Raw genomic sequence first — 19,173 nt, forward strand, 5'->3', positions numbered from 1 at the left:
CGATGCTTTTTCGAATCCCGAATCCCGAATCCCGAATCCCTCTCAAGAGCATCGCGACTGAAGTCGCTCCCACAGACACGCAGGCATCAATGCTTGCTGACGTCGATCAGTTCCACATCGAACACCAGTGACGCATTGGGCGGGATGTCGCCACCCGCACCTTCGGCGCCATAGCCGAGCGCGGCGGGGATCAGCAGGGTGCGCTTGCCACCCACGCGCATGCCGGCTACGCCCTGGTCCCATCCCTCGATGACCCGGCCGGCGCCCAGCTGGAAATTGAACGGCGCGCCGTTGTCGCGCGAGCTGTCGAATTTCGTGCCGTGCTTGTCCTTGGCGTTCTCGTCGTACAGCCAGCCGGTGTAGTGCACCAGCACGTCCATGCCGGCCTTCGCCTCGGCGCCGGTCCCTACGGTGTGGTCGATGACGGTGAGCTTGTCCACGTGGCCACTGGCGCGGGCTTGCGGTGAGCCGCCGCAGGCGGCGAGGGTGAATACGGCGAGCAGGGGCAGCAACCAGCGCATGGGTGACTCCGGGAATGGGGGAAGGTTATTTCGACGCGTCCGTGGCGAGCATGCGTTTCACCGGATCCACGGCCACCGCGTCGGTATCGTTCATCAATTGCAGCTGGCCATCCTGGATCAGGCATTGCAGGCGCATGCCACGCTGCAGCAGGGTCACCAGTTCGGCCACTGTCGGGGCGGGGATGTCGAGCACGGTGAGGTTCTTGTTGCGGGCCAGCGTGGAACCGACCTTGCTCCACCAGATCTCCGCGGTATTGCCGCCGTAACTGATCACCACCACCTGGCGCGAGCGGCCGCAGGCCTTTCGGATGCGCGTTTCGTCGGGCTGGCCCACTTCTATCCACAGCTCGATCTCGTCGGTGTATGCCTTGCGCCACAGGGCGGGCTCGTCCTCGTCGCTGAGGCCCTTGCCGAACTCCAGCCGGTCGTCCGCATACAGCGCGAACGCCAGCAGCCGCACCATCAGGCGCTCCTCGGTTTCCGAGGGATGCCGCGCCAGGGTCAGCGCGTGGGTGGCGTAGTAATGCCGATCCATGTCGCTGATCTGCAGTTCGACTTTGTAGATGGTGGAGTTGAGCGCCATGGGCCAGCCTTGAGACAACAGCCGGCCATTCTACGCGCTGGCTCTAGACTGCGGTGCTGATGACTGACGCCTTCCACGACCCCCACGCCAGCACCGTGCACCTGCCTGTCGGCGAATGGGCCACGGTGCTGGACGCGTTGTGCGCGCATTTCGCCAGCGTGGGCCGTGCGCAATGGCTGGACCGGATCGAGCGCGGGCGGGTGCTCGATGCGCAGGGGCAGGCGATCACGCCGCACACGCCGTACCGCGCAGGACTGCGCATCCACTATTACCGCGAGGTGGCGCATGAGATGCCGATCCCCGGCGTCGAAACCGTGCTGCATGCCGACGCGCATCTGGTGGTGGCGGACAAGCCGCACTACCTGCCGGTAACGCCGGCGGGCGGCTTCGTGGAGCAGACCTTGCTGCGGCGGCTGATGCGCCGGCTGGACAATCCGAACCTGGTGCCGCTGCACCGGATCGATCGGGCCACTGCGGGGCTGGTGCTTTTCTCGGCCAACCCGGGCAGTCGCGCGGCGTACCAGGCGCTGTTCCGCGAGCGGCGCATCGACAAGCTTTATCACGCGCTGGCGCCGGGCTTGCCGCAGCTGTCGTTTCCGCAGCGCCGTCGTTCGCGCATCGTGGCGGGCGAGCCGTTTTTCCGCATGCGGGAGATCGCCGGCGAACCCAATAGCGAAACGCTGATCGAGGTGATCGAACGCGCGGCCGATATCTGGCGCTATGCGCTGCGACCGGTCACCGGCAGGAAGCACCAGTTGCGCTTGCATATGGCCGCGCTGGGCGCGCCGATCCTGCACGACACGCTGTATCCCGAACTTGCGGCTGCGGCGGCCGACGACTATCGCCGCCCGCTGCAATTGCTGGCGCGCAACCTGGCGTTCGACGATCCGCTGTCGGGCGAGCGGCGCAACTTCCAAAGCGCGCTGGAGCTGGCCGGGCCAGTGCCAGAAGTTGGTTACGCCGGCCCGCGGTAAGCGGCCATTCCGCGTTATCGTTGCCGCCATTATTGGCGCGGGAGAGTCGTCGTGAATGCACAACCCCTGCCCGGCGCCACGCCGCGCACCGAGCTCACCGTACGCGGCCTGATCATCGGCATCGTGATTACCCTGGTCTTCACCGCGGCCAATGTGTTCTTCGGGCTCAAGGCGGGGCTGACCTTCGCCACCTCGATTCCCGCGGCGGTGATCTCGATGGCGATCCTGCGCGCCTTCAAGAATTCCACGATGCAGGAAAACAACATCGTGCAGACGGTGGCCTCGTCGGCGGGCACGCTGTCGGCGATCATCTTCGTGCTGCCCGGGCTGGTGATGATCGGCTGGTGGAACGGGTTCCCGTTCTGGATCACGTTCGGCATCTGCGCCACCGGCGGCATCCTTGGCGTGATGTACACGATCCCGCTGCGGCGTGCGCTGGTCACCGATTCCGACCTGCCGTATCCCGAAGGCGTGGCCTGCGCCGAGGTGCTGAAGGTGGGCGGTGGCGACGATGCGGCTGCCGGGTCCGAGGAAAGCAGCCGCGTCGGTTTGCTGGCCGTGGCCGCCGGCACCGTGGTGTCGGCGGTGTTTGCGGTGGTGGTCGCCACCCGCGTTTTCGCCGGCAACGTGGCGCAGTATTTCCGCTTCGGCGATCGCGGCGGCGTCACTGGCTACGACTTCGCGCTGTCGTTCGCACTGCTGGCGGTAGGTCACCTGGTGGGTCTGTGGGTGGGCCTGGCGATGTTGCTGGGCGCGGTGATCGCGTGGGGCTGGGCGGTGCCGCATTACACGATGCTGGCGGCGACCGCCGGTGCCGCGGTCGACGTGGCGCAGGCGGCGTGGAGCGCCAAGGTGCGTTTCATCGGTGCCGGCACGATCGGCGTGGCGGCCATCTACACGCTGGCCAAGCTGGTGAAGCCGGTGATCAGCGGCCTGACCTCGGCGATGGCCTCGTCGCGGGCGCGCAAGGCCGGCCAGGGCGCCACCTTGCCGCGCACCGAACACGACATGCCGATCGGGCTGGTAGGTCTGATCAGCGTGGCCTGCCTGTTGCCGATCGCCTGGTTGCTGGGCGACTTCAGCCTCGCCACCGGGCTGGGCGATCATCTGTGGCTGCTGGTGATCGGTGGCCTGATTTTCGTGGTGGTGATGGGCTTTCTGGTCTCGGCGGTGTGTGGCTACATGGCGGGGCTGATCGGCTCGTCCAACAGTCCGCTGTCGGGCGTGGGCATTCTGGTGGTGATCATCGCCGCGCTGCTGCTGATGCTGGGCGTGCAGGCGCAAACCGGCGACACCGGCAAGGGCATGGTGGCGTTTGCGCTGTTCGCCACCTCAGTGGTTTTCGCGGTGGCCACCATCGCCAACAACAACCTGCAGGATCTGAAAACCGGCCAACTGGTCGACGCCACGCCGTGGAAGCAGCAGGTGGCATTGGTAGTGGGCGTGCTGGTGGGCGCGGCGGTGATCCCGCCGGTGCTGGACCTGTTGAACGAGGCCTATGGCTTTGCCGGCATGCCCGGCGTGGATCCCACGCGGGCGCTGGCGGCGCCGCAGGCCGGGTTGATCTCGGCGCTGGCGCAGGGCGTGATCCAGGGCAATATCGACTGGAGCCTGATCGGCCTGGGCGCCGCCATCGGCGTGGCGCTGATCGTGCTGGACGAGATGCTGGGCCGCACCACGCGTACCGCGCGGTTGCCGCCGCTGGCCGTGGGCCTGGGCATCTACCTGCCCAGTTCCACCACGCTGATGATCGTGGTCGGCGCCATCGTGGGCTGGTACTTCGACAAGCGCGCCGAGCGCGGCGCCAACCCCGAGGGCACCAGGCAACTGGGTGTGCTGCTGGCCTCGGGCATGATCGTGGGTGAAAGCATCATCGGCGTGGTGATCGCCGCGATCGTGGTGTTCTCCGGCAAGAGCACGCCGCTGGCACTGGTGGGTGATGGCTTCGGCACCGCCGCGATATGGATCGGCGGCATCGCCTTCGTGCTGGTCAACGCGGCGCTGTACCGCTGGGTGGCGCGGCTGGGGCGGACCGTCGCCTGACCGGGGCCGATACGGTACGTCGTGGCGGAGCGATCGACGCCCTACACTAGCGCGCTGGCAGGGGAGTTCGTCGTCGCGTGGAACAGCAAGAAGTCGAGCGGTCCGCGGAACCCGGGTCGATCCATGTGCCGGCTCGGCACATGCTGCCGTTGCTGCGCCGGCTCGGTGGGCCGCTGCTGTCGGTAACCCTGCTGTGCCTCGCCTTGTGGGCGCTGCACTCGCTGGCCCATGAAGCGAATTACCACCAGGTGCGCCGCTACGTGCACGGCCTGTCGCACGCCCGTCTGTTGCTGGCGGCACTGCTGACTGTAGCCGGCTACGCGGTGATGACCCTGTACGACCGTTTTGCGCTGGCTTCCATCGGCAGGTCGCTGCCGTGGCGCAAGGTCGGCCTGATTTCGTTCATCAGCTACGCGTTCAGCAATGCGGTGGGCATGTCGCTGCTGGTGTCCGGGTCGATCCGCTATCGCTTCTACCTCCAGCACGGTCTGAGCACGGTCGAGATTGCGCGGGTGGTGCTGTATTGCACCGGCAGTTTCTGGCTCGGCCTGCTGGCGGTTACCGGAGTGACGCTGCTGTGCGTGCCGCTTCCGCCGGAGCTTCCACTGGCCACCTTCAGCCTCTACCTGGGTGGCTTGCTGGCATTGCCGCCGCTGGCCTGGCTGGTGGCGGGCAGTGTGTGGCGGCGGCCGCTGAAGGTATGGCGCTGGCGCATCGGCCTGCCGCCGTTCGGTGTGGCCCTGCGGCAGGTGGTGGTGGGCGCGCTTGATTGGGGCCTGGCCGCGGGCGTGCTCTATGTGCTGATGCCCGAGCAGCTCAACTACGGCTTCGGGCATTTCCTGGCGATCTTCGTGATTGCCCAGATCGTCGGCCTGGTCAGCCATGTGCCGGGCGGCCTGGGTGTGTTCGAAGCGGTGATGCTCGCCGGCTTCGGCGCGACCGGCAACGGTGCCTTGGCCGCCCCGATTCTCGGCGCGCTGGCGGCGTTTCGCGTCATCTACTACCTGTTGCCGCTGTGTGCGGCGACCGTGCTGGTATTGCAGCGGGAGGCGCGCGGCTTGCGCCGGAAATCGTTGCTGTCGCCCTGGTTCACCGGCTTGCTGCCCTCGTTCTTCGCCGGGCTGACCCTGGTGTCAGGCGCGGTGCTGCTGTTTTCCGGCGCCACACGGGCGCTGCCGTTGCGCATGGCGATCCTGAGCGAGGTGCTGCCGCTGTCGGTGCTGGAGGTGTCGCACCTGCTGGCCAGCGTGATCGGCATGCTGCTGCTGATTCTTGCCCGCGGCCTGCAGCGGCGCCTGGACGCGGCGTACGTGCTTACCCTGATTCTGCTGCTGGCCGGCGCCGCGTTCTCGCTGCTCAAGGGCATCGATTACGAGGAGGCGGCCCTGCTGACGCTGTTGGCGATGGCGCTGGCGCCGGCCCATCGATTGTTCTATCGACGGGCGTCGCTGTTCAACACCACGTTTTCGCTGGGCTGGATCGCGGCGATCGTGGCGGTGTTCGTTTGCGCCATCTGGCTGGTGATGTTCAGCTACAAGCACGTCGACTACAGCGCCGACCTGTGGTGGGAATTCAGCTTTCACCAGGGCGGGGCGCCGCGCGCATTGCGTGCGCTGGTGGGAGCGGCCGCGGCCGGCCTGCTGTTTGCGCTGGGCAGCCTGATCCGGCCGGTTCGCCTGCATTGCCAACCGCCGAGCGAGGCCGAGCTTGCGCGGGCCTTGCCGCTGATCAAGCACGCCGCCTCGGCGCAGGCGCACCTGGCCTTGATGGGCGACAAGGCGCTGTTGTTCGACGAGCAGCAAAAGGCCTTCGTGATGTACGACATCGAGGGCCGCAGCTGGGTGACGATGGGCGACCCGGTGGGTGTCGACGAGGAGGCTCGCCGCGAACTGGTGTGGACGTTCATGGAGCAGTGCGAGCGCGCCGGTGGATGGCCGGTGTTCTATCAGGTCAGCCCGACGGATCTCGACCTGTACCTGGAGGTGGGGCTGTCCTTGCTGAAGGTGGGCGAGGAGGCGCGCGTGCGGCTGGCGACGTTCAACCTCGACGGCAAATCCCGCAAGGTGTTGCGCAATACGGTGAACCGGCTTTCGCGCGAGGGCCTGCGGCTGGAGGTGGTGCCGGCCGAGGCGGTGGCGCCGCTGCTGCCGCGGCTGCGGGAAGTTTCCGACGCCTGGCTGCGCGACAAGCACGTGCGCGAGAAGCGTTTTTCGCTGGGCGCTTTCGATCCGGCCTATCTGGTGCGCACGCCGATGGCGCTGGTATGGCAGGGCGATCGACTGGTGGCGTTTGCCAACCTGTTCCTGGGCGACACGCGGGAGGAAGCCTCGGTCGACCTGATGCGGCATTTGCCGGATGGGCCGGTCGGCATCATGGACTACCTGTTCGTGGAACTGATGCAGTGGGCGCGCGAGCAGGGCTATCAGTGGTTCAACCTCGGCATGGCGCCGCTGGCGGGTTTGCACAGTCGGCGGCAGTCGCCGCTGTGGAATCGATTCGGCGCGCTGGTGTTCGGTCGCGGCGAGCGTTTCTACAATTTCCGCGGCCTGCAGCGCTACAAGAACAAGTTCGACCCGGAGTGGGAGTCGCGCTACATGGCAGTGCCCCGCGGCATTGCCTTGCCGTTGATCCTGGCCAACGTGGCCAGCCTGATCTCCGGCGGGTTGTCCGGCGTGGTGCGTCGATGAAACGCGCGCGACCGATCCTGTTGGCCGTGCTGGTTGTGTGTCTGGCGGGTGCGCTGGCGCTCTGGAGCCCGTGGTCGCGCGTGAGCCTGGAACGTGCCACGGTAGTTCTGCCGGCGGCGTCCGGCGCCGTTGCACCGGTGGGCAAAAGTGATGTGCTGGCGATCATCTACTCCGGTGACGGCGGCTGGGCCGATCTGGACAAGCAACTCGGCGATGCCTTCAGCGCGCGCGGCATTCCGGTATTGGGCGTCAATACCTTCAAGTACTACTGGCGCAACCGTAGCGCCGACGAGTCGGCCGCCCAGCTCGATGCGTTGATGACGAAATACGTCGCCCAATGGGGCAAGCGGCGGGTATGGCTGGTGGGCTTTTCGTTCGGCGCCGACGTGCTGCCCACCATCGTGTCCCGGCTGAGCCCGGCCAACCGCGCGCGGGTGACCCAGCTGGTGCTGCTCTCGGCCAGCAAGAACCTGAATTTCGAGATCGAACTCGAGGGCTACATGTCGAGTCAGGGCTGGTGGAAGGAGCACATCAAGACCTTCCTGCAGCGCGTCAACCCGGTCCGGCACTACGACGCGCGCCCACCGCTGCTCGCGCTGCAGGGCAAGCCACCGGTGGTCTGCTACTACGGTTTGGACGAGCGCGATGACAGCGTCTGCGCCGAGCCGGGTCTGCCCGCATGGATCAACGTCCACGCCAAGCCCGGCGGCCATCATTTCGACGGCGGCTACCAGCCGCTGGCGGCGCAGATGATCGACGAACTGCCTGCCGCTGCCGCCGATCCCGCGCCTTGATCGGCGGCCGCACCGCTGACCACGCGGGTGATGTAACGCGACGCCGGCTTTACACTACGCGCCCGCCCGTATTGCGAAGCCCCACGTGATGGTTGCCGGTTTCTCTGCTGCCTCGCCGGACACGGCGCTGGCCGCGTTGTTCGTTCCCTTCGAGTCGGGACACCTGCGCCTGCCGCCGGATGGCCGCGTGCTGTTCCTGCGTGCGCGGTCCGGCGCGCGTCTGCGCGAGATGGCGCAATCGGCGTGGCTGTGCGAACAAAGCTTCATGCCGTTCGCCGATGAACTCAGTCGCTGTGGCCTGCATGTGGGCGAAGCATCCGGGGGCGAGCGTTTCCCGCTTGTACTTGTCCTGCCGCCACGCCAGCGCGACGAGGCGCGCGCGCTGTTCGCCCGCGCGTTGCAACACACGGCGCCGGGCGGCACGGTATTGGTCAGCATGCCCAATGCGGAAGGTGCGAAATCCGGCGAGGCCGACCTGATGAAACTGGCCGGCTCAGTGCAGCATCTGTCCAAGCACAAATGTCGCGTTTTCTGGACCACGCCGACGGCGGACAACGTCGATCGCGATTTGCTGGCGCAATGGCTGGCGCTGGATGCGCCGCGCGAAACCGACGACGGCTTGGTCAGCCGGCCCGGCCTGTTTGCCTGGAACCGGATCGACCCCGCCTCCGCCTTGCTGGCCGCGCATCTGCCGGCCGATCTGCGCGGGCGGGTGGCCGACCTGGGGGCCGGCTATGGTTATCTGGCCACACAAATCATCGCCCGCTGTCCGCGGGTGCAGGCGATCGACCTGTACGAAGCGGAGGCGCGGGCGCTGGAACCGGCGCGGATCAACCTGGCGCGTGCGCAACAGGCCAGTGGTCGCGACGTGGAAGTGGCGGTGCACTGGCACGACGTCACCCGCGGTTTGCCGCGGCGCTACGACGCCATCGTCAGCAATCCGCCGTTCCACCAGGGCCGCGCCGACCTGCCCGAACTGGGCCGCGCCTTCATCGCCAGCGCCGCCGATGCGCTGCTGCCGGATGGCCGGCTGTGGCTGGTGGCGAACCGACACCTGCCGTATGAGGCGATCCTGGCGGCGCGTTTCCATCACGTCACCACGGTGACCACGCAGGACGGGTTCAAGGTGATCGAAGCGAACGGGGTGCGTCCATGAAACTGGTCAAGTTGATCGCCAACCTGGGCTACGGCAGCCGCAAGGACGTGACCCAGCTGTTCCGCGCCGGGCGCATCACCGACACGGATGGCGAGGTGCTGTACGCCGATGACGTGGTGCCACACGAAAACATCCGCGTCGACGACGAGCCGCTCGATCCGCCGCCCGGCCTGGTGCTGATGCTCAACAAGCCGCTGGGCGTCACCTGTTCGCGCAAGGATCCGGGCCGGGTGGTGTACGACCTGCTGCCGCCGCGGTTCAACGTGCGCACGCCGGCCTTGTCCAGCGTGGGCCGGCTCGATCGCGACACCACCGGCCTGCTGCTGTTTACCGACGATGGCGCGCTGCTGCACCGGATCATTTCGCCCAAGGCGCAGGTGGCCAAGGTGTACGAGGCCACGCTGGCACAGGACCTGCGCGGCGACGAAGGCGCGCTGTTCGCCAGTGGCAGCCTGATGCTGGAATCGGAAAAGGAGCCGCTGGCACCCGCGCAGTTGCAGGTGCTGGGCCCGCGCCATGCGCGCCTCACCGTCACCGAAGGGCGCTATCACCAGGTGCGGCGGATGTTTGCCGCCGCGGGCAACCACGTGGAAACCCTGCAGCGCGTCGCGGTCGGCGCGTTGACGCTGGGCGAGCTGCCGCTGGGCGAATGGCGGGCGCTGGACGCGGATGAGGTAGCCGCCGTTTTCGCGCCGCCGACGGTTGGCTGATTGACCGCGATGCCCATTGACCAGCGCCCCCTCGCCATCTTCCTGATGGGCCCCACTGCCTCGGGCAAGACCGCGCTGGCGTGTGCGTTGAGCGAACAGTTTCCGCTGGATCTGGTCAGTGTGGATTCCGCGCTGGTCTATCGCGGCATGGACATCGGCACGGCCAAGCCCGACGCGGCGACGCTGGCGCGCTACCCGCACGCGTTGGTGGATATCCGCGACCCGGCGCAGCCGTATTCGGCGGCGAATTTCAGCGACGACGCGCTGGTGGCGATGCGGTCGATCAGCGGGCGGGGCAGGGTGCCGCTGCTGGTCGGCGGCACCGGGCTGTATTTCCGGGCCTTGCAGCAGGGGCTGTCGGCGTTGCCGCAAGCCGACGCGTCGATCCGGCAGCGACTGGGTGCCGAGGCGCGGCAACTCGGCTGGCCCGCGCTGCATGCGCGGCTGGCGCAACTCGATCCGGCGGCGGCCGCACGCATCGGCAGCAACGACGCGCAGCGGTTGCAGCGCGCGCTGGAGGTGATCGAGCTGAGCGGCCGCCCGTTGTCCGAATTGCAGCAGCGTGGCCACGAGGCGCCCTTCCCCTGGCGCGTGCTGAAACTGGCATTGATGCCTCGCGATCGCAGCGTGTTGCACGAACGCATCGCTCAGCGTTTCGACATCATGCTGGCGGACGGTTTTCTGGACGAGGTGCGTGTGCTGCGCGAACGTGGGGACCTGCATGCCGACCTGCCCGCCATCCGCGCGGTGGGTTACCGCCAGGCGTGGCAGTACCTGGAAGGCAGCATCGACGCGGCCGCCTTCCGCGACCAGGCTATTTTCGCCACCCGCCAGCTGGCGAAGCGGCAGATCACCTGGCTGCGCAGCGACCTCGGCGCGCGTTTTTTCGACCCCGACGAATCGGGCTGCAGACCCCGCGTGACCGACGCCGTGCAATGGCTGCTGGACGGTGCCGCCGGGCCTCGCTGAACGTGCTTTTGCCAACCCTTGCTCATTTGCGCCAGCAGGTTGAAAACCACCTTTCATCAAGCATTTGAAAGCGGTTACCATCACCGGAGTTGGGCCGGACGCCGCAGGCGCTTTTTTTCCGGACCCGTCCGTCGCCAGGGGAACAAAACATGTCCAAGGGACAATCGCTGCAGGATCCGTTTCTCAATGCATTGCGGCGCGAGCGCGTGCCGGTGGCCATCTACCTGGTCAACGGCATCAAGCTGCAGGGTACGGTGGAATCGTTCGACCAGTTCGTGGTGTTGCTGCGCAATCAGGTAAGCCAGATGGTCTACAAGCACGCCATTTCCACCGTGGTGCCCAGCCGCAACGTGCGCATCAGCGGTGGCGCGGATGACCACGAGGGCCACGCCGACCACGACGCCGCGCCCGCCGCCGGCACGCCGGCCGACGCCGGCGCTTGATTGATGGGGTGGCGGCCCGCATGAAGTAGGTTCGCTTCCGCAAAGGCCCACCCCATTCGTGTTTGATCGACAGAAGAAAGGCGACCGCGCCGTACTGGTCATGCCGCATTCGCGCGGTGAGGGCGACAGCGCCCGCCGCGCCGAGGAATTCGCCGAACTGGTCAAGTCGGCCGGCGCCGAGGTGCTGACGGCCATCGCCGCCCGTATCGACGTGCCCAACCCGCGCTTCTACATCGGCAGCGGCAAGGCCGACGAAGTGGCCGAGGCGGTGGCCGCGCTGGAGGCCGACCTGGTGCTGGTGGATCACGAGCTGACCCCGGTGCAGGAGCGCAACCTCGAAAAGCAGCTCAAGGTGCGCGTGGTCGACCGCGCCGGACTGATCCTGGACATCTTCGCCCAGCGCGCCCGCTCGCACGAGGGCAAGCTGGAAGTGGAGCTGGCCCAGCTCAAGCACATCGCCACCCGGCTGGTGCGCGGCTGGACCCATCTGGACGCGCAGCGCGGCGGCGCCATCGGCAACCGCGGCCCCGGCGAAACCCAGCTGGAAACCGACCGTCGCCTGCTCAACGAGCGGGTGAAGATCCTCGGCAAGCGACTGGAAAAAGTGCAGACCCAGCGCACCCAGCAGCGCCGTGCGCGGTTGCGCAACACGGTGCCGCGCGTCGCCCTGGTGGGCTACACCAACGCGGGCAAATCCACGTTGTTCAATGCGCTCACCACCGGCGAGGTGTACGCCGCCGACCAGTTGTTCGCCACGCTGGACCCCACCGTGCGCAAGATCGACGGCCTCAGCTGCGGCCCCGCCGTGCTGGCCGATACGGTCGGCTTCATCCGCGAGCTGCCGCATGACCTGGTGGCCGCGTTCCGCGCCACCCTGGCCGAGGCGCGCGAGGCGGATCTGCTGTTGCATGTCAGCGATGCCGCCGACGACGAGCGCGAGCCGTTGCATCGGGTGGTCAACAAGGTGCTGCAGGAGATCGACGCCGGCGATCTGCCGCAGTTGCAGGTGATGAACAAGATCGACCTGGCCGGCCTTGAGCCGCGGATCGACCGCGATGGCGACGGGCGGCCATATCGGGTGTGGCTGTCGGCCGCCACCGGCGCGGGGGTGGAGTTGCTGCACCAGGCGCTGGGCGAGTTGCTGGGTGGCGACCGGGTGCAGTCGTCGCTGCATCTGCCGCTGACCGCCGGTCGCCTGCATGCCCGGCTCAAGGCCTCCGGTGCGATTGCCGAGGAAACGGTCGACGAGCACGGCTGGCGGTTGCGGATCGATGCGCCGCGCAGCGTGCTGGCGCCGCTGGGCGCCGATGCGACGGAGGCCGGCATGCTGCGTGATCTGCTGGCCCCGGCGTCCTAGCGGTGCTCTCCATCCAAGGCGCCTGGCAGCGCCGGCGTGGCCCGGTCGAGACGGTCGCGGGCAGCGGATCAATGCGTCAGGCTCTGCTAAACTGTCCGGCGTTTGTGCTGCCGCCTGACCGGGTCGGCACATGCCCCCATCGTTATGGCAGACATCATGTGGTTTCCCCTTTCAACGTGTGCTCCGGCCGTGGCTGCCGGCCTCCAGCGGTCCCAAGGAGACTGACTCATGGCGTGGAATGAACCCGGTAAGGGACAACAGGGCGATCCATGGAATCGCAAGCGGCCTTCGGGCGGCGCGCCGAACCTGGACGACCTGCTCAAGCAGCTGAAGGGCCGTTTCGGCAAGTTCGGCAATGGCGCGGGCGGCATCGTCACCGTCGTGGTGGCCTTGCTGGTGTTGAGCGTGCTGTTCAGCAGCTACACCATCGTCGGTGCGCGCGAAGCGGGCGTGGTACTGCGTTTTGGCCAGTATTCGCGCACGTTGCCGCCGGGCTTCCACCTGAAGCTGCCGATACCGTTAGAGACGATCACCAAGGTCGAAGCCACCCGCATCCGCTCGGTGACCGACAAGGTCGCCATGCTGACCCGCGATGAAAACATCATCACCATCGATTTCACCGTGCAATACCAGGTGGACGACGCCCGCAAATACCTGTTCTCGCTGAACGACCCCGATGGCACCACGGGCGCGGCGGCGGAGGCGGCGGTGCGCTCGGTGATCGGCGGCAGCGACATGGACCAGATCCTGTCCGCGGCCGGCGCCAGCCTGGTCAGCGAGGCGCAGGTGGCGTTGCAGAAAACGCTGGATAGCTACAACTCGGGCCTGCGCGTCACCGAGGTGAGCTTCCAGAACGTGGCGCCGCCGAACGAGGTGAAGGACGCCTTTGACGACGTCAACAACGCCCGCGAAGACAAGCAGAGCATCGAGAACGGCGCCCTGGCCTACGCCAGCAAGGTGGTGCCGGTGGCGCGCGGCGACGCGGCGCGCATCGCGGCCGAGGCGGCAGGCTACAAGGCCGAGCGCATTGCCCGCGCCGAAGGCGACACCGACCGCTTCGACCTGATGCTGAAGCAGTACCAGGCGGCACCGGAGGTCACCCGCAAGCGGCTGTGGCTGGAAACCATGGAACAGGTGATGGCTGACAACCCCAAGGTGATCGACGGCTCCGACGGCCGCAACATCATCAACCTGCCGGCACACCAGGGCGGCACGGCCACCTCGGCCAATGCGGATTCATCCAGCGCGAGTGTCGTGGTGCCCGCTGCCAGCAGCAATTCAGCCGACAAGGGAGCACAGCCATGAGCCGGATAGCCGCAGGCGTCGTCGCGGTGCTGTTGATCCTGCTTGGGCTCAACAGCATGTTCGTGGTTCGCGAAGGGCACAGCGCGCTGCTGCTGCAATTCGGCCGCATCGTGCACACCGATTACCAGCCGGGGCTGCATTTCAAGATCCCGGTGATCCAGCAAGTGATGCATTTCGACAAGCGCATCCTGTCGCTGGATGCGCCGCCGGAGCGTTATTTCACCTCCGAGAAAAAGAGCGTCAACGTCGACTTCTACGTGAAATGGCGGGTGCTGGACAACGCCGCGTATTACCGCGCCACCGGCGGCGACCAGTTGCAGGCGGCGCAGCGGCTGACCCCGATCGTGAAGGATGCGCTGCGCTTTGAGTTCAACGCCCGCACGCTGCCTGACCTGATCTCCGGCGGCCGCAAGGACATCACCGAGCGCGTACGCGCGCAGACCGATGCGTCGGCGCGCAAGAACCTCGGCATTGCCGTGGTCGACGTGCGCATCAAGCGCATCGACCTGCCCAACGAGGTCAGCGAATCGGTCTACAAACGCATGCGCGCCGAGCGGCTGCAGCTGGCCAATGAACTGCGTTACACCGGTCAGGAAGCGGCCGAGAAGATCCAGGCCGACGCCGATCGCCAGGGCCAGGTCTTGCGTGCCGATGCGATGCGTGACGCAGCCAAGATTCGTGGTGAGGGCGATGCGCAGGCCGCGGCGATCTACGCCAAGGCCTATGGTCAGGATGCGGAGTTCTTCACCTTCTACCGCAGCCTGGCGGCCTACCGTAAGTCGTTCGAGGATGGCAAGGGCATGCTGATCCTGAAGCCCGACTCGGAGTTCATGCGCTACTTCAACCAGCCCGTACAGAAGCGCTAGGCAACATCGGTGCATCAGTTGTTTGGCGCCCTGTGCCTGGTGCTGGTGATCGAGGGCCTGCTGTTGTTCGCCGCCCCCAAAGCCTGGCAGGCGATGGTGCGACAGGCGCTGACCTTGCCGCCGCATACCTTGCGCCTGTTCGGCGCCGGCGCGGTGGTCGCGGGGCTGGTGCTGCTGCGGTGGTTTCATTGACGCGCATCGCGGCCAGTCCGGATGCGCGAGTTTTTTCCCGGTTCCCGTGTGGAATCAACGCATAGTGAGCGAGAAGATCATGGGCAAGTCAGTCGTAATCCTTGGCGCGCAATGGGGCGACGAAGGCAAAGGCAAGATCGTCGACCTGCTGACCGAGCGGGTCAGTGCGGTGGCGCGTTTCCAGGGTGGCCACAACGCCGGCCACACGCTGGTGATCAAGGGCAAGAAGACCGTGCTGCACCTGATCCCCTCGGGCATCCTGCGCGACGACGCGCTGTGCCTGATCGGCAACGGCGTGGTGCTGTCGCCCGAGGCGCTGATCAGCGAGATCGCGGAGCTGGAAGCCAATGGTGTCGAGGTGCGTTCGCGCGTGAAGATCAGCCCGGCCACGCCGCTGATCATGCCGTACCACATCGCCGTCGATAAGGCGCGCGAGATCGCCGCCGGCGGCAAGGCCATCGGCACCACCGGCCGCGGCATCGGCCCGGCTTACGAGGACAAGGTGGCCCGCCGCAGCGTACGCGTGGCCGACCTGATGTATCCGCACGAGTTGCCGGCGCTGCTGAAAACCGCCGTCGACTACCACAACTTCATCCTCACCCAGTGGCTGAAGGCCGAACCGGTCGATTACGACACCGTGCTGAAGGACGCGCTGGCCTGGGGCGAATACATCCGTCCGCTGGTCGACGACGTCGCCACCATCCTGCACGACGTGCGTCGCGATGGCGGCAACATCTTGTACGAAGGCGCGCAGGGTGCGCTGCTGGACATCGACCACGGCACCTATCCGTACGTCACCTCGTCCAACACCACCATCGGCGGCGCCCTGGCCGGCACGGGCGTGGGCGCGGGCGACATCGACTACGTGCTGGGCATCTGCAAGGCCTACGCCACACGCGTGGGCAGCGGCCCGTTCCCCACCGAGCTCAACGACGAGATGGGCGAGCTGCTGCGCAAGAAGGGCAACGAGTTCGGCGCCAGCACCGGTCGCCCGCGCCGCTGCGGCTGGATCGACCTGGTAGCGCTGAAGCGTGCCGTACAGATCAACGGCATCAACGGCCTGGCCATCACCAAGCTCGACGTGCTGGACGGCCTGCCCAGCATCAAGGTCTGCGTCGCCTACGAATACCGCGGCAAGCGCCGTGAGCTGGCGCCGCTGGACGCCGACGGCTGGGAGGAGTGCAAGCCGGTGTATCTGGAATTCCCCGGCTGGGAGGAATCCACCGCCGGCATCCGCGACTGGAACAAGCTGCCCGCCGCCGCCCGCGCCTACCTGCGCGCGGTGGAGGAACTCTCCGGTTGCCGCCTGGCCCTGGTCGCCACCGGTGCCGACCGCGACGACACCATCAGCCTGGACGATCCGTTCGCCTGATCGTCCTTCGCCGATTGCTGCAAAAAAAGCCCCGCGTTGTGGGGCTTTTTTGTTCGACATCAAGCAGTCTAGGACACCTTTTCGGCGTTCCCGCCATCGGCACGACCTATGCGGTCACCGATGGGAAGAGTGAGCGTTTCCTTGGCTTCTTCCATCACGATGTAACTTTTCGAATCGCGCACGTTCGGCAGCGTCAGCAACGTGCTGCCGAGTAGCTTGCGGTACGACGCCATGCCGGAGATGCGCGCCTTGATGAGGTAGTCGAATGCGCCGGAGACCAGGTGGCATTCCAGCACGTTGGGCAGGCGCAGCGCGGCGGTGCGGAACTCCTCGAAGATGTCGCCCGATTTGTAGGCCAGGCTGATCTCCACGAACACCAGCAGGCCGGCGCCGACCAGCTGCGGATCGAGTCGCGCGTGGTAGCCGGTGATCACGCCGTCGCGCTCCAATCGGCGCACGCGTTCGGTGCACGGCGTGGTGGACAGGCCGACCCTTTCGCCGAGGTCGGTGAACGATATGCGGCCCTCTTCCTGCAGCACGCGCAGGATTTTCCGGTCGATTTTGTCGAAGTTGCGGCGTTGGCCGGCCATGAAAGCTCCGTTGCTTGCCTGTTTGGCAGTGACTTTACCTGTCATTGGCACAAAAGACGGAAAACAAGCCTGGTCCAACCTTCCTATACTCGCCTCCGATTCCCGCGCAGGTGCGGGCGAACGACAGGGTGGGCGAGGGCAATGCGGGTATTGATATTGGGTAGTGGCGTGATCGGCACCTGCAGCGCGTGGTATCTGGCGCGCGCCGGGTTCGAGGTCACCGTGGTCGATCGCCAGCCGGCGCCGGGCCAGGAAACCAGCTTCGCCAACGCGGGCCAGATTTCGCCGGGCTATGCATCGCCATGGGCCGCGCCCGGGGTGCCGCTGAAGGCGCTGAAGTGGCTGTTCATGCGCCACGCGCCGCTGGCAATCCGGCCCGGGCTCGACCCGCAGCAATACCTGTGGCTGCTGCAGATGTTGCGCAACTGCACGGCCAGCCGCTATGCCATCAACAAGGCGCGGATGGTGCGCCTGTCCGAATACAGCCGTGATTGCCTGGATGAGCTGCGCACGGAAACGGGGCTGGAATACGAAGGCCGCCAACTTGGCACCATGCAGGTGTTCCGCACCCAGGCGCAGCTCGACGGCGCGGACAAGGACACAGCCGTGCTCGACCAGTACGGCGTGCCGTACGAACTGCTGGACCGCGCCGGCATCGTGCGCTTCGAGCCGGCGCTGGCCGGCGTGGTCGACCAGTTGAGCGGTGCCTTGCGCCTGCCTCACGACGAAACCGGTGATTGCGAGCTGTTCACCCGGCGACTGGCCGAGCGCGCGCAGGCGGCCGGCGTGGAGTTCCGCTTCGGTGCCACCATCGAGAAATTCGAGCATGATGGTGGCCGCATCACCGGTGTTCAAATAGACGGCCAAATGGAGCGCGCCGATCGCTACGTGCTGGCGCTGGGCAGCTATTCGCCACGGCTGCTGGCGCCGCTGGGAATCCGGTTGCCGGTCTATCCGTTGAAGGGCTATTCGCTGACCGTGCCGATCACCGACCCGGCAATGGCTCCAACCTCCACTATCCTTGACGAAACCTACAAAGTCGCCGTGACCCGGCTTGGCCAGCGCATCCGCGTTGGCGGCATGGCCGAGGTTGCCGGCTTCGATCTGTCGCTGTCGCCGCGCCGGCGCGCGACGCTGGAGAAAGTGATCAACGACCTGTATCCCCAAGGCGGCGACCTCACCCGCGCCACGTTCTGGACCGGCCTGCGCCCGGCGACGCCGGACGGCACGCCCGTGGTCGGCGCCACCCGCCTCGACAACCTTTACCTCAACACTGGCCACGGCACGCTGGGCTGGACCATGGCCTGCGGCTCGGGGCGCTACCTGGCCGACCTGATGACCGGGCGGCCGCCGCAGATCAGTGGCGAGGGCCTGGATATTTCCCGCTACGGCATGCGCGCTGCCGGGACGGCTGCCTGATGCGCCCGGCACGTGCGCTCATCGACCTGGCCGCGCTGCGCCACAACTATCGCCTGGCGCGCGAACTGGGTGGCCGCAAGGCGCTGGCCGTGGTCAAGGCCGACGCCTATGGCCACGGCGCGGTGCGCTGTGCCCGCGCGCTGGAACCCGAGGCCGACGGTTTTGGCGTGGCCTGCATCGAGGAAGCGCTGGAACTGCGCGAGGCCGGCATACGCGCGCCGATCCTGCTGCTGGAAGGTTTTTTCGAGGCGGCCGAGCTGGCGCTGATCGAAGCGCACGACCTGTGGTTCGTGGTGCAGGCGCACTGGCAGATCGATGCCATCGAGCGCGCGCGGCCGGCAAAGCCGTTCACGGTGTGGCTGAAGCTCGACTCGGGCATGCACCGTCTGGGTCTGGCGGCGCAGGATTACCGCGCCGCGCTGCATCGCCTGCAGGCGATGTCGCACGTCGGTGACGTGGTGGCGATGACTCATTTCGCCCGCGCCGACGAACTGGGTTGCGACCGTACCGAGCAACAGCTGGCGCTGTTCAATCAGGTCTGCGCGGAAGCGTCGCTGCCGACCAGCCTGGAGAATTCGCCCGCACTGCTGGGCTGGCCGGAGGTGCACGATGCATGGTCGCGGCCCGGCCTGATGCTGTACGGCGCATCGCCGTTCGCCGGTGCCCATCCCGTGGCCGACCGCTTGCGTCCGGTGATGACCGTGGAGTCGGGAATCATCAGTGTGCGTGACCTCGGCGTGGGCGAGCCGGTGGGCTATGGCGCGCGCTTCGTCACCCGCCGGCCCAGCCGCATCGGCGTGGTGGCGATGGGTTATGCGGACGGCTATCCGCAATTCGTGCCCAACGGTACGCCGGTAACCATTGATGGCCGCCCGGGAGATCTGGTGGGCCGCGTGTCGATGGACATGCTGACGGTGGACCTCACCGACCACCCCGCCGCCGGCCTGGGCAGCCGGATCGAGTTGTGGGGAGCGCAGGTGCGCGTGCATGACCTGGCTGCGCGTTGCGAGACCAGCGCGTACCAGCTGCTGTGCGCGCTGAAGCGGGTGCCGCGCAGTTACGTGGGCGAGTAGGCGTACTCGTCTCCTTCGTGCTCGTCGTTGCGGCGGCCGACCAGGCCGGGCTCGCCATCGCCGGCCCGATTGTTGATACTCGGGAGTGCCATCACGGCCGAGGCAGGGGGAACGCGTTG

18 protein-coding genes are annotated in these 19,173 nt (G+C 66.9%); 15 read left to right on the plus strand and 3 right to left on the minus strand.

What is annotated here, in order from left to right:
* Positions 1 to 86 precede the first annotated feature (86 nt).
* On the minus strand, positions 87 to 521 hold the full coding sequence (locus tag UU9_RS10405) for an FKBP-type peptidyl-prolyl cis-trans isomerase (protein WP_007081715.1): 435 nt from the start codon (positions 519 to 521) through the stop codon (positions 87 to 89).
* A gap of 25 nt (positions 522 to 546) precedes the next feature.
* Positions 547 to 1,104: a YaeQ family protein gene (locus UU9_RS10410; RefSeq protein ID WP_007081716.1), complete on the minus strand. Its 558-nt coding sequence runs from the start codon at positions 1,102 to 1,104 to the stop codon at positions 547 to 549.
* 59 nt (positions 1,105 to 1,163) lie between these two features.
* Between UU9_RS10410 and UU9_RS10415 the strand changes: the two genes are divergently transcribed.
* The 13 genes from UU9_RS10415 (at position 1,164) to UU9_RS10475 (ending at position 15,972) form a co-directional block, all read left to right on the plus strand.
* Positions 1,164 to 2,078 carry a pseudouridine synthase gene (locus tag UU9_RS10415; protein WP_007081717.1) on the plus strand — a complete coding sequence of 305 codons (915 nt, stop codon included), beginning with the start codon at positions 1,164 to 1,166 and terminating at the stop codon, positions 2,076 to 2,078.
* 51 nt (positions 2,079 to 2,129) lie between these two features.
* Positions 2,130 to 4,121 carry an OPT family oligopeptide transporter gene (locus UU9_RS10420; RefSeq protein ID WP_007081718.1) on the plus strand — a complete coding sequence of 664 codons (1,992 nt, stop codon included), beginning with the start codon at positions 2,130 to 2,132 and terminating at the stop codon, positions 4,119 to 4,121.
* 140 nt (positions 4,122 to 4,261) lie between these two features.
* Positions 4,262 to 6,808, plus strand: coding sequence for a bifunctional lysylphosphatidylglycerol flippase/synthetase MprF (gene mprF / locus UU9_RS10425; protein ID WP_007081719.1), 2,547 nt, complete (start codon positions 4,262 to 4,264; stop codon positions 6,806 to 6,808).
* Entirely contained in the window at positions 6,805 to 7,602 is a 798-nt protein-coding gene (locus tag UU9_RS10430) for an AcvB/VirJ family lysyl-phosphatidylglycerol hydrolase (protein ID WP_007081720.1), read from the plus strand. Before mprF ends, UU9_RS10430 begins: the two co-directional genes overlap by 4 nt.
* 88 nt (positions 7,603 to 7,690) lie before the next feature.
* Positions 7,691 to 8,758 (plus strand): class I SAM-dependent methyltransferase, encoded by a 1,068-nt coding sequence (locus tag UU9_RS10435; protein WP_007081721.1) that lies wholly within the window; start codon positions 7,691 to 7,693, stop codon positions 8,756 to 8,758.
* Positions 8,755 to 9,468, plus strand: a complete 714-nt coding sequence (locus UU9_RS10440) for a pseudouridine synthase (RefSeq protein WP_007081722.1) — start codon at positions 8,755 to 8,757, stop codon at positions 9,466 to 9,468. The genes UU9_RS10435 and UU9_RS10440 overlap by 4 nt, the downstream gene beginning before the upstream one ends.
* Before the next feature lie 9 nt (positions 9,469 to 9,477).
* A complete protein-coding gene (gene miaA, locus UU9_RS10445) occupies positions 9,478 to 10,437 on the plus strand; it encodes a tRNA (adenosine(37)-N6)-dimethylallyltransferase MiaA (RefSeq protein ID WP_007081723.1) in 960 nt (319 codons plus the stop codon).
* 149 nt (positions 10,438 to 10,586) lie between these two features.
* Positions 10,587 to 10,880, plus strand: coding sequence for an RNA chaperone Hfq (gene hfq, locus UU9_RS10450; RefSeq protein ID WP_007081724.1), 294 nt, complete (start codon positions 10,587 to 10,589; stop codon positions 10,878 to 10,880).
* Positions 10,881 to 10,938: 58 nt separating this feature from the next.
* Entirely contained in the window at positions 10,939 to 12,237 is a 1,299-nt protein-coding gene (gene hflX / locus UU9_RS10455; protein ID WP_007081725.1) for a ribosome rescue GTPase HflX, read from the plus strand.
* A 228-nt stretch (positions 12,238 to 12,465) separates the two neighbouring features.
* On the plus strand, positions 12,466 to 13,542 hold the full coding sequence (hflK, locus tag UU9_RS10460; RefSeq protein WP_007081726.1) for an FtsH protease activity modulator HflK: 1,077 nt from the start codon (positions 12,466 to 12,468) through the stop codon (positions 13,540 to 13,542).
* Complete coding sequence (hflC, locus tag UU9_RS10465; protein WP_007081727.1) at positions 13,539 to 14,408, plus strand: protease modulator HflC; 870 nt, start codon at positions 13,539 to 13,541, stop codon at positions 14,406 to 14,408. Before hflK ends, hflC begins: the two co-directional genes overlap by 4 nt.
* A gap of 9 nt (positions 14,409 to 14,417) precedes the next feature.
* Complete coding sequence (locus UU9_RS10470) at positions 14,418 to 14,600, plus strand: DUF2065 domain-containing protein (protein ID WP_007081728.1); 183 nt, start codon at positions 14,418 to 14,420, stop codon at positions 14,598 to 14,600.
* Positions 14,601 to 14,679: 79 nt separating this feature from the next.
* Entirely contained in the window at positions 14,680 to 15,972 is a 1,293-nt protein-coding gene (locus UU9_RS10475; RefSeq protein WP_007081729.1) for an adenylosuccinate synthase, read from the plus strand.
* Positions 15,973 to 16,040: 68 nt separating this feature from the next.
* Here the strand turns inward: UU9_RS10475 and UU9_RS10480 are convergent, their stop codons facing one another.
* Entirely contained in the window at positions 16,041 to 16,562 is a 522-nt protein-coding gene (locus UU9_RS10480) for a winged helix-turn-helix transcriptional regulator (RefSeq protein ID WP_007081730.1), read from the minus strand.
* 141 nt (positions 16,563 to 16,703) lie between these two features.
* Here UU9_RS10480 and UU9_RS10485 point away from each other — a divergent pair, with 141 nt between their 5' ends.
* Both UU9_RS10485 and alr read left to right on the plus strand, forming a co-directional pair.
* Positions 16,704 to 17,981: a D-amino acid dehydrogenase gene (locus UU9_RS10485; RefSeq protein WP_040670801.1), complete on the plus strand. Its 1,278-nt coding sequence runs from the start codon at positions 16,704 to 16,706 to the stop codon at positions 17,979 to 17,981.
* The gene (gene alr / locus UU9_RS10490) at positions 17,981 to 19,054 is read left to right on the plus strand and encodes an alanine racemase (protein ID WP_007081732.1); all 1,074 of its coding nucleotides are present in this window, start codon (positions 17,981 to 17,983) and stop codon (positions 19,052 to 19,054) included. The genes UU9_RS10485 and alr overlap by 1 nt, the downstream gene beginning before the upstream one ends.
* The last annotated feature ends 119 nt before the right edge of the window (positions 19,055 to 19,173 follow it).

Origin of the sequence: Rhodanobacter fulvus Jip2 (genome assembly GCF_000264315.1) — a bacterium.
Classification (GTDB): domain Bacteria; phylum Pseudomonadota; class Gammaproteobacteria; order Xanthomonadales; family Rhodanobacteraceae; genus Rhodanobacter; species Rhodanobacter fulvus.